Source organism: Mesorhizobium sp. M2A.F.Ca.ET.046.03.2.1 (assembly GCF_003952425.1).
Taxonomy (GTDB): Bacteria; Pseudomonadota; Alphaproteobacteria; order Rhizobiales; family Rhizobiaceae; genus Mesorhizobium.
The window spans coordinates 3,262,321-3,274,547 of record NZ_CP034449.1; the positions used below are offsets into that span (position 1 = coordinate 3,262,321).

At 64.1% G+C, this 12,227-nt stretch carries 13 protein-coding genes; 6 read left to right on the forward strand and 7 right to left on the reverse strand.

Translation table 11 applies throughout. The annotated features are described in order from the left end of the window. Positions 1-45 precede the first annotated feature (45 nt). From EJ072_RS15705 to xth, 4 genes are all read left to right on the forward strand, one after another. Positions 46-1,377: an ammonium transporter gene (locus tag EJ072_RS15705; protein ID WP_189343360.1), complete on the forward strand. Its 1,332-nt coding sequence runs from the start codon at positions 46-48 to the stop codon at positions 1,375-1,377. Positions 1,378-1,918: 541 nt separating this feature from the next. Further along, positions 1,919-4,594, forward strand: a complete 2,676-nt coding sequence (locus EJ072_RS15715) for a DNA translocase FtsK (protein ID WP_126080488.1) — start codon at positions 1,919-1,921, stop codon at positions 4,592-4,594. A 188-nt stretch (positions 4,595-4,782) separates the two neighbouring features. After that, positions 4,783-5,451 (forward strand): outer membrane lipoprotein carrier protein LolA, encoded by a 669-nt coding sequence (locus tag EJ072_RS15720; protein WP_042645542.1) that lies wholly within the window; start codon positions 4,783-4,785, stop codon positions 5,449-5,451. Positions 5,452-5,845: 394 nt separating this feature from the next. Further along, a complete protein-coding gene (gene xth / locus EJ072_RS15725; RefSeq protein ID WP_126083649.1) occupies positions 5,846-6,652 on the forward strand; it encodes an exodeoxyribonuclease III in 807 nt (268 codons plus the stop codon). A gap of 151 nt (positions 6,653-6,803) precedes the next feature. Here the strand turns inward: xth and EJ072_RS15730 are convergent, their stop codons facing one another. Continuing rightward, positions 6,804-7,259, reverse strand: coding sequence for a cyclic nucleotide-binding domain-containing protein (locus tag EJ072_RS15730; protein ID WP_126080489.1), 456 nt, complete (start codon positions 7,257-7,259; stop codon positions 6,804-6,806). A 262-nt stretch (positions 7,260-7,521) separates the two neighbouring features. Next, positions 7,522-8,205: a response regulator transcription factor gene (locus EJ072_RS15735; protein ID WP_040991447.1), complete on the reverse strand. Its 684-nt coding sequence runs from the start codon at positions 8,203-8,205 to the stop codon at positions 7,522-7,524. Positions 8,206-8,291: 86 nt separating this feature from the next. Here EJ072_RS15735 and EJ072_RS15740 point away from each other — a divergent pair, with 86 nt between their 5' ends. Next, positions 8,292-8,888 (forward strand): L,D-transpeptidase, encoded by a 597-nt coding sequence (locus tag EJ072_RS15740; RefSeq protein ID WP_126083650.1) that lies wholly within the window; start codon positions 8,292-8,294, stop codon positions 8,886-8,888. Positions 8,889-8,940: 52 nt separating this feature from the next. On the opposite strand, the gene EJ072_RS15745 is transcribed toward EJ072_RS15740, so the two are convergent. After that, the gene (locus EJ072_RS15745) at positions 8,941-9,192 is read right to left on the reverse strand and encodes a hypothetical protein (RefSeq protein ID WP_126080490.1); all 252 of its coding nucleotides are present in this window, start codon (positions 9,190-9,192) and stop codon (positions 8,941-8,943) included. Between the two features lie 131 nt (positions 9,193-9,323). Here EJ072_RS15745 and gcvA point away from each other — a divergent pair, with 131 nt between their 5' ends. Continuing rightward, positions 9,324-10,244 carry a transcriptional regulator GcvA gene (gene gcvA, locus EJ072_RS15750; RefSeq protein ID WP_126080491.1) on the forward strand — a complete coding sequence of 307 codons (921 nt, stop codon included), beginning with the start codon at positions 9,324-9,326 and terminating at the stop codon, positions 10,242-10,244. 9 nt (positions 10,245-10,253) lie between these two features. Here gcvA and EJ072_RS15755 read toward each other — a convergent pair whose 3' ends face one another. From EJ072_RS15755 to EJ072_RS15770, 4 genes are all read right to left on the reverse strand, one after another. Continuing rightward, the gene (locus EJ072_RS15755) at positions 10,254-10,664 is read right to left on the reverse strand and encodes a DUF1761 domain-containing protein (RefSeq protein WP_245467321.1); all 411 of its coding nucleotides are present in this window, start codon (positions 10,662-10,664) and stop codon (positions 10,254-10,256) included. A 66-nt stretch (positions 10,665-10,730) separates the two neighbouring features. Then, positions 10,731-11,429 (reverse strand): methyltransferase, encoded by a 699-nt coding sequence (locus EJ072_RS15760; protein WP_189343311.1) that lies wholly within the window; start codon positions 11,427-11,429, stop codon positions 10,731-10,733. After that, a complete protein-coding gene (locus EJ072_RS15765) occupies positions 11,384-11,809 on the reverse strand; it encodes an EVE domain-containing protein (RefSeq protein WP_042645552.1) in 426 nt (141 codons plus the stop codon). The genes EJ072_RS15760 and EJ072_RS15765 overlap by 46 nt, the downstream gene beginning before the upstream one ends. A 116-nt stretch (positions 11,810-11,925) precedes the next feature. Beyond that, on the reverse strand, positions 11,926-12,222 hold the full coding sequence (locus EJ072_RS15770) for a YciI-like protein (protein WP_126080494.1): 297 nt from the start codon (positions 12,220-12,222) through the stop codon (positions 11,926-11,928). Between the last annotated feature and the right edge of the window lie 5 nt (positions 12,223-12,227).

The following is a 12,227-nucleotide window of genomic DNA, read 5'->3' on the forward strand; positions in this document are numbered from 1 at the left end:
CGACCATCCATTCCAACGGAGAGTTAAATGAATATTCCTTCCACCTTGAAGACGACGGGACGCGCGGCCGCTTCGCTCGCTCTCGTAGCGCTGAGCACCGCCGCCGCCTTCGCGCAGGAGGCCGCTCCGGCGGCGCCTGCGGCGCCCGCCGCTCCGACCCCGGTTCTCGACACCGGCAATACCGCCTGGATGCTGACCTCGACGGCGCTGGTGCTGATGATGACCATTCCGGGCCTGGCGCTGTTCTACGGCGGCATGGTGCGCAAGAAGAACGTGCTCGCCACCATCATGCAGAGCTTCGCCATCACCTGCCTGGTGACGGTGCTGTGGTTCATGTTCGGCTATTCGCTCGCCTTCACCACCAACGAATCCGCCAGCTTGAACAGCTATGTCGGCGGCTTCTCGCGGTTCTTCCACCACGGCATCACCGTCTCGACGCTCTGGCTGCCGGGCGTGGCGAATATTCCCGAATTCGTCTTCTCGATGTTCCAGTTGACCTTCGCCATCATCACGCCGGCGCTGATCGCCGGCGCCTTCGCCGAGCGCATGAAATTCTCGGCGCTGCTGATCTTCATGGGCCTGTGGCTGGTGTTCGTCTACGCGCCGATCGCGCATTGGGTGTGGGGCGGCGGCTTCCTCGGCTCGGCCGGTGTGCTCGACTTCGCCGGCGGCACGGTCGTCCACATCAACGCTGGTGTCGCGGGCCTGGTCTGCGCGCTGGTGCTGGGCAAGCGCGAAGGCTACGGCACCACCAACATGGCGCCGCATAACCTGGTCTACTCGGTCATCGGCGCCTCGCTGCTGTGGGTCGGGTGGTTCGGCTTCAACGCCGGTTCGGAACTGGCGGCCGATGGCCTTGCCGGCGCCGCGATGATGAACACGCAGGTTGCCACCGCCGCTGCGGCGCTCGCCTGGATGTTCGCCGAATGGATCGTCGCCAAGAAGCCTTCGGTGCTCGGCATCATCTCGGGCGCGGTCGCTGGCCTAGTGGCGGTGACGCCGGCCTCCGGCTTCGTCAACCCGACCGGCGCCTTCATCGTCGGCATCCTCGCCGGCGTCATCTGCTACATCTCGGCGGTCAAGCTCAAGCATGCGTTCGGCTATGACGACTCGCTCGATGCCTTCGGCGTGCACGGCGTTGGCGGCATCGTCGGCGCGCTGCTCACCGGCGCGCTCGCCGATCCGACGATCAACGCGCTCGGCAAGGACGCCTCTGTAGGCAAGCAACTCTACGGCATTGTCTTCACCATCCTGTGGACGGCGATCGCCACCTTCGTGATCCTCTACATCGTCAAGGCGCTGGTCGGCCTGCGTCCGTCGACCCAGGAAGAGGTCGAGGGTCTCGACGTCACCCAGCACGGCGAAGTGGTGCCGTAAGGCTGCCTTTGCCCTTTGCATGGGCGCAATTCCGGAGGGTTTCATGCCTTCCTGGAATTGCCCCGAGGGCCGGCGGATCCTCCTCCCGCCGGCCCGGAATTCCTCCCAAGATCCCGTCGTGATGTCTCGAAAGGGCTCACGCCTTGAGGCCCGGAACACCCTTCCGGGCCTCCTTTTTTGTCCAGAGCCCGAAGCCGACTGCAAGACGGCCTGGGCGGCGACGCCCAAGGACAAGCAAGACAAGATGATAAAGGAGTGCCAGGACGCGGCGATGAGCAAGCCTCACGCCGAATTCTGCGCCAATCTGATGGCGTATGGCGGCGCCAACAAGTGGTGCCCGAGGTCGGGTCCGAAAAGGCCTGATCGTTTCGGCGTTTCAAGCAAAAAGGTGGCGGGCTTCGCGGCTCGCCACCGTCGTTCCGCGCCATCTCCGGTAAAGGTCCATGGTTAATGCGGCCTTAACCTTCCCCCCGATAGTCTGGCGTTCGAATCTGCCGGAATGCGCCATGCGCCCGGCCAGGCAACGATCACGGGGAAGAGCATGCGTTCAGGCGCCTCAGCACCGCTCGCGCTGACCGATACGGGGCACGGCATCCAGGCATTCGCGCGGCGTCAGGTCGGGCGGCTGGCCGGCGCCGGGCTGTTCCTGTTCACCGCCTTCGGCATCGCGGCTTTGGCCACGTGGAACGTTGCCGACCCGAGCTTCTCGCACGCCACCAGCAACGTCGTCACCAACGCCATGGGTTATGCGGGTGCGGTGTTCTCCGACCTTGCCATGCAGTTCTTCGGTCTTGCCGCCGTGGCCGGTCTGGTGCCCGCGGTTGTCTGGGGCTTTCTGCTTTTCACCGCGCGCGGCGTCGACAAATTGCCGAAGCGCGGCTTCGCCTGGTTCGGCTTCGCGCTTCTGGCCGCGGCCATCGCCGGCTGCGTGACGCCGCCCAACACCTGGCCGCTGCCGACCGGGCTTGGTGGCGTCTTCGGCGACATGGTGCTGAAGATCCCGGGCATCGCCGTCGGCGGTTACCCGAAAGGGCTTTTCGCGACGATCATCGCGGTCGTCCTCGCCGCGCCGATGTTATGGCTGTTTGCCTATGGCTCGGCGCTGATCGCGCGCAAGAACGGCTTCGCCGTCATGGAGCGCGCTGCTGCGCCCGATCCGCGCGAGCAGGACGAGATGCTGTTCGACGAGGATGAGGACGAGGGCGACGAGGGCATCCTGGCGCTCGGCGCCGTCACCCATTGGTGGCTGTCGTTCCGCGCCTTCTTGCATCGCCGCGCCGAGCGCCGCAGGCGGGAGCGCGACGAGTTCGAGCCGCCGATGCAGCCCAAGTCCAGCGCATGGCGGCGCGCCGCCGAGCGCGTCGAATCGGCCGAGTTCGCCGAAAGCCGGGTGAGCCCGGGCGGCCGCGCCCGTGTCGAGCCGGAATTCTTCGCCGCCATGGTCAACGACCGCAGCGCTTCAGTCGATCCGGCGGACCAGGATATTTTCGAAAACGAGCAGGACGAGGACGTCGACCTCGACGACTTCGACGACGAGGCGCCTGCCCAGCGGCGCGGCGCGCACGCCAAGGTGCAGAATTTCCGCTCCGATGCCGCGACCCGTGTCGCGGCGCCGGCGGCGCGGCCGGTGCCGGGCGCCCGTGTGCAGCGCGAGGCGCAGACCTCGCTGATCGGCTCCGACACGTTCGAGATGCCGTCGCTGCATTTCCTCTCCGAGCCGAAGAACGTCGCCAAGGATCCAAGCCTGTCGAAGGACGCGCTGGAGCAGAACGCGCGGCTTCTCGAAGGCGTGCTGGAGGATTTCGGCGTCAAGGGCGAGATCATCCATGTCCGCCCCGGTCCGGTCGTCACGCTCTACGAGCTGGAGCCGGCGCCCGGCATCAAGTCCTCGCGCGTCATCGGCCTGTCCGACGACATCGCCCGCTCGATGAGCGCGATCGCCTGCCGCGTCGCCGTGGTGCCTGGCCGCAATGCCATCGGCATCGAGCTGCCCAACGCCAAGCGCGAGACGGTCTATCTGAGGGAGATCATGGCCAGTCGCGACTTCGAGACGACCAAGGCGAAGCTGGCGCTGGCGCTCGGCAAGACCATCAATGGCGAGGCGGTCATCGTCGACATCGCCAAGATGCCGCATGTGCTGGTCGCCGGCACCACCGGCTCCGGCAAGTCGGTCGCCATCAACACGATGATCCTGTCGCTGCTCTACCGGATGACGCCGCAGGAATGCCGGCTGATCATGATCGACCCGAAGATGCTCGAGCTCTCCGTCTATGACGGCATCCCGCATCTGCTCACGCCGGTCGTCACCGATCCGAAGAAGGCGGTCGTGGCGCTGAAATGGACCGTGCGGGAGATGGAGGACCGCTACCGCAAGATGTCCAAGGTCGGCGTGCGCAACATCGACGGCTTCAACGCACGCGTTCAGCAAGCGGAGAACAAGGGCGAAAAAATCTCGCGCACGGTGCAGACCGGCTTCGACCGCCAGACCGGCGAGGCGATCTACGAGACCGAGAACCTCGATCTCGAGCCGATGCCCTATATCGTGGTCATCATCGACGAGATGGCCGACCTGATGATGGTGGCCGGCAAGGATATCGAAGGCGCGGTGCAGCGGCTGGCGCAGATGGCGCGCGCCGCCGGCATCCATGTCATCATGGCAACGCAACGTCCTTCGGTCGACGTCATCACCGGCACGATCAAGGCGAATTTCCCGACCCGCATCTCCTTCCAGGTGACGTCGAAGATCGACAGCCGCACCATCCTTGGCGAGCAGGGCGCCGAGCAGCTGCTCGGCATGGGCGACATGCTCTACATGGCCGGCGGCGGGCGCATCCAGCGCGTCCACGGTCCGTTCGTCTCGGACGACGAGGTCGAGCGGATCGTCGCGCATCTGAAGCTGCAGGGCGTGCCGGAATATCTCGACGCCATCACGGAGGACGATGAGGAAGAGGACGAGGATGGCCCGTCCGGCAAGGGTGGTTCCGGCGGCGGTGGCGCCGGCAATTTCGAGGATTCCGACGATCCCTACGACCAGGCGGTGGCGGTGGTGCTGCGCGACGGCAAGGCCTCGACCAGCTACATCCAGCGGCGGCTCGGCATCGGCTACAACCGCGCCGCCTCGATCATCGAGAAGATGGAGAAGGAAGGCATTGTCGGCCCGGCCAACCATGCCGGCAAACGCGAGATTTTGGTGCCGACCGAGGACGACAAGTTCTAGGGTTTGCCGATATTCAGGTGAGGCCGGCCTGACCTGAATCTTGGCAACCTTGGCCCGACCAGACGTAGGTCAGCAGGCAACCGGAAATCGTCTGGCGCGTTTGTGCGAAGTTGTCGCGCACCCGCCAAACTTAGGCCCTAGTGGGAGTCCACATACTGCCACGACACGAATCACAGGAAGTGACCGGCATGAACACCCAGACCGAATTCGCCATCACCCGCCGCCAGCTCCTCGGCCTCGGCTTGATGCTTGGCGGAGCTGCCGCTCTCAACCTTGTGCCCGGCTACCAGCTTGTGGCGGCCGCGCAGGCGGCGGTGCCGCCGGCGGCGCAGAAGATCGCCGATCATTTCTCCTCGGTGAAGTCGATGAGCGGCGAGTTCGTCCAGTTCGGCCCGAAGGGCGAGCAGACCGGCGGCAAGTTCTTTCTCGAGCGCCCGGGCAAGATCCGCTTCAACTATGACGGCTCTTCGAACTTCCGCGTCATCTCCGACGGAAAGTCGGTGGTGATCCTCAACAAGAAGCTCAACACATCCGATCTCTACCCGCTGTCGAAGACGCCGTTGAAATTGCTGCTCGACGACCGGATCGACCTCTCCGGCGGGCGCGTCAAGGCCGTCAAGGAAGAGGACGACCTTACGACCATCAAGCTTTCCGACAAGTCGGTCTTCGGCAACGCGATGATCACCATGATGTTCGACCCGAAGACCTATGATCTGCGCCAGTGGACGATCACCGATGCGCAAGGCAAGGACACGACGGTGATGATCTTCAACACCAAGGAAGGCGTTAGCTTCCCGGCCGACACGTTTGCGATCGACTACACGGCGAACCGCGAGCTGAACACGAAGACGCGCTGACTTCCATTTAGCGCGCCGGTCCAAAGCCTTCGTCATCCTAGGGCGAAGCGACGCGAAGCGGAGCGCAGACCCTAGGATCCATGCCGTTACCTCTGCCGAAGGATGCGGAGGTTCAGAATGCGACACCAGATGCGCACGGCAAGCGCTTCATTTTGCACCGCTGGCTTAGCGTCGATCGAACGGCATGGATCCTAGGGTCTACGCTCGTCGCTTCGCCCTAGGATGACGAAGTTGGGAAGCCTTGGCCATCTCGAGGATCGGCGGCATGCTTCGGCTTGTCTTCGCTGCCGGTCGCTGGCAGGGTCCGGCACTGACTCTTTCCACAACGGCGTCATTTCCTGTCATGCCCATCCCCCTGCTGGCAGGTCTTGCGCTTTATCTCGGACCCCACCGCATGCCCTTCACCATCGCCACCTGGAACATCAACTCCGTGCGCCTGCGCATGCCGATCGTCGAGCGGCTGTTGAAGGAGCGCGCGCCCGACGTGCTCTGCCTGCAGGAAACCAAGGTGCCGGACGAGCTGTTCCCGGAGAAGGCATTCCGCAAGGCGGGCTACGAGCACATCCTGTTTCACGGCCAGAAGGGCTATCACGGCGTCGCCACCGTCGCGCGCCGGCCGATCGAGCTGGTTGAGAAGCGGCGCTTCTGCGAGATCGACGACAGCCGGCATCTGTCGGTCAGGGTCCAGGCGGGCGGCAAATCGGTGCTGGTGCATAATTTCTACGTGCCGGCCGGCGGCGATGAGCCCGATCCGGAGATCAACCGCAAATTCCGCCACAAGCTCGATTTCGTCTACGAGATGAATTCCGTGCCGGCGAGCGGCGACGAATCGTCGGCGTCGATCCTGGTCGGCGACCTGAACATCGCGCCGCAGGAGCACGACGTCTGGTCGCACAAGCAATTGCTCAACGTCGTCAGCCATACGCCGGTCGAGACGACGAATTTCGAGGCGATGCGCAAGACCGGCGGCTGGGTCGACCTGATGCGGCTCAACGTGCCGGCCGAGCAGAAGCTCTACACTTGGTGGAGCTACCGCGCGAAAGACTGGGAGGCGTCGAACCGCGGCCGCCGCCTCGACCACATCTGGTCCTCCGCGAACCTGGTGCCGGCTTTCAAAGGCTACGAGATCCTGCAGGCGGCCCGCGGCTGGGAGAAGCCGTCGGACCATGTGCCGGTCATCGCGCGGTTCGACCTGGATTAGGGCGGGCCGATATTCAGGTGAGGACGGCTGCAAATGGCGGCTTCCTGCGCTTCCGGTGCTCACGTACTTCAAGTACGCTCCGCTCCGGTTCTCGGAAGCCACCATTTTCGACTCGGCCTGACCTGAATCTCAGCCAGCCTTTCGGCGGCGCCTACCCCGTAAAACGCGGCGCCAGTTCCTCGATGCGGGCGATCATCTGCTGGAATTCCTCCAGGATGCGCTCATGCAACAGCACCGCGATCTCCGGATATTCTTCCAGGATTCGGTGGAACATCTTGCGGCTCAATCGGATCACTTCAGAGTCGACCGCTGCGGAGGCGCTGGTCAGCCGGTTGGTGTCGGCTATCAGCGCCAGTTCGCTCAGCATAGTGCCCGGACCCGCGGTGCCGATCGGGACGCGTTCGCCCCCTAGCTCCCGATAGAGCGTGATCAGGCCGCTGACCACGATGTAGGCAGAATCAGCAACATCATCCTCGCGGTAGAGCTTATGGTCGGCCTGCAGCATGGTGGTCTCGGCGCCGAAGGCGAGCAGGCGCAACTGTTCCTGGGTGAAGCCCTGGAAAAGCTTCACACCGGACAGGATGCGGATGTCGTCATCCAGCGCCATCCTAGCTGTGTCCCCGAGCGGTCAGTCCAGTCCCTCCTTTGGAGCGGCGCGCCCTCCTGGGCGCGCGAGAAGCGCTCCACCATGCATCGTGCGATGCGTGCAACGAGCCGATCCATCACCCTCCAGCATCAGGATCTACCCGAAGCGGTCCCGCCCGACCGCTCTCATCTCTTTTGGCTCAATTCCGGACGGAAGGCTACGGCGAAGCCGCCAAGCCCAGCCGTTTCGTACTTTTCCTGGAATTGCTTAGATCATGAAATGTTTAAGGAACCAGCTTGTAGCCGCCGCTTTCTGTCACAAGAATTTCGGCATTGGAAGGATCGCGCTCGATCTTCTGGCGCAACCGGTAGACATGGGTCTCCAGCGTGTGCGTGGTGACGCCGGAATTGTAGCCCCAGACCTCTTCCAGCAGCACGTCGCGCGTTACCACCTTCTGGTCGGCGCGGTAGAGATATTTGATGATCGAGGCTTCCTTCTCGGTCAGCCGCACCTTGGCGCCGCGCGGATCGATCAAGAGCTTCTGGCTGGGCTTGAACGTGTAGGGTCCGACCGAGAAGGTGGCGTCCTCGCTCTGCTCATGCTGGCGAAGCTGGGCGCGGATGCGGGCCAACAGGACGGCGAAGCGGAAGGGCTTGGTCACATAATCGTTGGCGCCGGCCTCGAGACCCAGAATCGTGTCGGAATCGGTGTCGTGGCCGGTCAGCATGATGATCGGCGCCTTGTAGCCGCCCTTGCGCAGGATCTTCACCGCCTCGCGGCCGTCCATATCGGGCAGGCCGACATCCATGATGAGAAGGTCGACGACGCCGCCGCGCGCAGCGGCAACGCCTTTTGCGGCGGTCGATTCCTGCTGGACGTCGAATTCCTCGTAGAGCGCCAGCTGCTCGACCAGGGTGGCGCGCAGGTCGTCGTCGTCATCGACGATCAGGATGGTGCGTGATGTCATGGATATCAATCCGTTGTTTTAAAAAGAATATTCAGTTGACCTCCCCCCATTTATGCGGAAGCTCACCGGCGCAACAGCCGATCACAGTGATTTGTTCCGTGACCCGATCATACAAGAAAAAACGCGCGCGCAATGAGGCGGGCGCATTTTTGCCGAAAGGCTTGCGCGTTTTGGTGGTGCGTGCCCGCCCCGGCAACCCCGCGCAAGGTTTCCTGCAAGCCGGCAAAACGGTGTTTCCCTGCGCCCTGGGGCGCAGCGGCATCACCGCCAACAAGCATGAAGGGGACGGCGCGACGCCGCTGGCGTCGATGCGCATCCTGTCGGGCTATTTCCGGGGCGATCATTTCGCGGGCGGGCGCAGGACGAGGCTGCCGATGGCGCCGATCGGTCCGGATCTCGGCTGGTGCGAGGTGCCGGACGACCGCAACTACAACCGTCCGGTGAAGATCCCCTATGGCGCGAGCCATGAGCGGATGAAGCGCGACGACCGGCTCTACGATGTCTGCCTGGTGCTCGACTGGAACATCGCGCCGCGCTTGCGCGGGCGCGGCAGCGCGATCTTCTTCCATCTGGCCCGGCCGGGCTTCACGCCGACCCAGGGCTGCGTGGCGGTGACGGCGCGGACCATGGCAAGGCTGCTGCCGTTGCTGTCGGACAGGACGGTGGTGAAGGTGGTGAGGTAGGCAGTAGGGCAGTAGGCGGTTCTTTTCGCTACTGCCCTACTCCCTTACTGCCTTAGCGACGACGCTGCCAACCTGTCCCCAGCAGTCCGATCTCTCGGAACTCGCGGTCCAATGCCTTTGCGATGTCGCGACGCCGGCTGCCGACGTCGCGCAGGTCGCGGTCGGAAAGGTCTTCGACGGATTCCCCAGGCAAGGTGGCGGCGACGCGGGCCTGGCGCAGCCAATCGCGTGCCGAACGCAGCCAAAGGGTCAGGCCCGAGGGCGATTCCAGGGGGGTGCAGGGCTTCAGGGCGATCTCGGACATGGCTTTATCCCGTGTTCTCCGGATATCAAATCCGGTTTGATGGTGTTTCGATGAAGCCATCATGCCGGATTGAAAAACAAACGAGAAACGAGTAGTTCTTTTCCGATCATCAAGTTTTATTTGGAGATCATATGTCCAGGCTGCTGCCCGGAACGCGCGCGCTGAGGACGTTCGAGGCGGCCGCCAGGCACCTCAATTTCACCCGCGCCGCCGACGAGCTCGGCCTGACGCCGGCGGCGGTCAGCCACCAGATCAAGGAAATCGAGGATCAGCTCGACCTGGTGCTGTTCACGCGCACCAGCCGTAGCATCCGGCTGACCGAGGCGGGCAGCCTGCTGCATGATGCGTCGATCGACGCGCTCGACCTGCTCAACCGGGCGGTCAGCCGCGCCCGCAAGATGACCCGCGGCACGGCATTGCTGAAGGTGACGCTCGACGCGCAGTTCGCGACGAAATGGCTGATGCGCCGCGTCGACGATTTCCGCCAGCAGAAGCCCGGCATCGAGCTGCGCTTCGACATCACCTACGACGTAAGGGACTTCGAGCGCGACGATGTCGATATCGGCATCCGCTTCGGTACCGGAAAATATCCGGGGCTCGTCGCGCACCGGCTGTTCGAGAACATCATCATTCCGGTGTGCAGCCCAGCGCTGCTGGCGTCGGGTCCGCCGCTGAACGAGCCGCGCGATCTCTTCAACCATACGCTCGCGCATATCGAATGGTCGCGGCAGGGCGTGACCTGGCCGAACTGGAGCATGTGGATGCAGGCGGCCGGCGTCGATGATTTCGACGACAGCCGCACGCTGGTGTTCGGATCGTCAACCGATGCCACCCAGGCGGCGCTCGACGGCAATGCGGTGGCGCTGGCCGACTTCGCCATGGTCGCCAACGATCTTTCGCAAGGGCGCCTGGTGCGACCCTTCGAGCTCGGCATCAAGGTCGCGCCGGAATTCGCCTATTTCCTGGTCTACCCCGAGACTGCGAAAGACGACGCGCGGGTCATCGCTTTTCGCGAATGGCTGCTGGACGAGGTGGCGAAAACGCCGACATAGGACCTGTCGTCAGACTGCCGGCGCCGCCGGCGCGCCGAACCAGCCGATGACGGCGCCGATGATCAGCATCACGCCCAGCCAGTGGCCGGCATCGATCAAGGTCAGCGCCCAGCCGAAACCTTCATAGCGGTGGTTGACGGCAAGCGTGGTGGCGATGAACCCCAGCCAAAGCACGAAGCCGAACAGCAAGCCCGCGACCGGGTTCGGCTCGCCGCCGGTGATTGCCCCCACCACCAGTGTCAGCACGAGCGCCATGATCAGCTCGGCGATGAAGCTGATGACGAACGGAACGGCCGAGCGTTTCATGGTGGCAGGGTCGAGCTTGGCCGCCTTCAGCCAAGGCTTGCTCAGGCTCATATACCAGGCTGCCCCGAACAACCATGCGACGACGGCGGCGACGATCACCGCCAGCCAGTTCACGACCGAAAAATCCTTGCTTTTCCCCTCCAGATCGAGATGCGATGGAACGCTTGTTCGGCGATCGCGTCAAGCGAGGCGCCAGACGGTCGTGCGCTTGACCTCGGCATCCTCCAGCACGCGCGTCACCGGAACCTGATAGACGGCAAGCGATTGCAGCCCGGACCTGGGGAGGTAGGCGCGGCCGGGGTCGCCGACGAAGACCTCGGCGCCGCGCGCCCGCAGGCTCGTGAACCAGGGCAGCAGCCTGTCGGCGAAAGCCTTGTCGTAGAAGACGTCGCCGGCAAGCACGACGTCCCAGCCATCGTCGGTGCCGACACAATCCTTGCCGAGGAATTGCGCTTCGACGCCGTTGGCTTCGAGGTTAAGCGCGATCGCCGTCTCGCAGAACGGATCGATGTCGGCGGCGATCGCCTGCCTCGCACCCGCTTTCATCGCGGCTATGGCGACGAGGCCCGAGCCGGAGGCGAAGTCGAGCACGCGTCTGCCGCGCACCGCCCCGGGATTGTCGAGCACATAGCGGGCGAGGCCCTGGCCGCCGGCCCAGGCGAAGGCCCAGAAGGGCGGCGGCAGGCCGATCTCGGCCAGCTCCTCCTCGGTGCGCAGCCAAAGGTCATGTGCCTCGTCGGCGAGGTGCAGCAGCACTTCCGGCACATGCGGCGGCGCCATCAGCGCTGTGTTGTCGAGGATGAACTTTTTGGCGCTTTTCGGCGTGAGCCTGGTCACGGCGCCGGGTTGAGCTCGGCCATGCGGCAGACCTCTTTCCATTCGGCCGGCGTCACCGGCTGCACGGAAAGCCGGCCGAGCCGCACCAGCGCCATCTCGGCGAGCTTGGGATTGGCCTTGACCTGTTCCAGCGTCACCGGCTTCGGCACGTCCTTGAAGGCGCGGATGTCGACGCACTCCCAGCGCGGATCGTCGGTGGTCGTATCGGGATGCGCCAGCGCGCAGACCTCGGCGATGCCGACGATGTCGAGCCCCTCATTGGAATGATAGAAGAAACCGAGATCGCCGATCCGCATCGCCTTCATATTGTTGCGGGCGGCGTAGTTGCGCACGCCGTCCCACTGCGTGCCGGCCTTGCCCTTGGCCTTCAGCGCCTCGAAGGAAAAGACCGAGGGTTCGGACTTGAACAGCCAGTAGTTCATCTTCTCGTTCTCCAGGGGCGCTTCGACTGCGAATTAACTACAGCGTCCTTCGAGGACGCCGTAGTATCTTATTTTTGCGCATGATCCTTGCCCAAAATCGATATCGATTTTCGGGGTCATGCGCCCGCCGGCTTGTTGAAGGTCCAGTTCCACTGACGGATTTCGACGCTCTCGCACAGGCCCGCCTTGGCATAGGGGTCGGCCGCCGACAGCGCCTGCGCCGCCGCCAGGTCCGGCGTCTCGACCACGACGAGGCTGCCGTCCGGCTTGCCCTCGGCGTTGAGGAAGGGACCGGCAAAGGCCAGCTTTCCCTCGCCGTTCAGGCCTTCGAGAAACGCGACATGGGTCGGCCTGGTGTCGATGCGCAGCTGCAGGCTGCCGGGCTTGTCCTTGCAAATCAACGCAAACAGCATTTTTC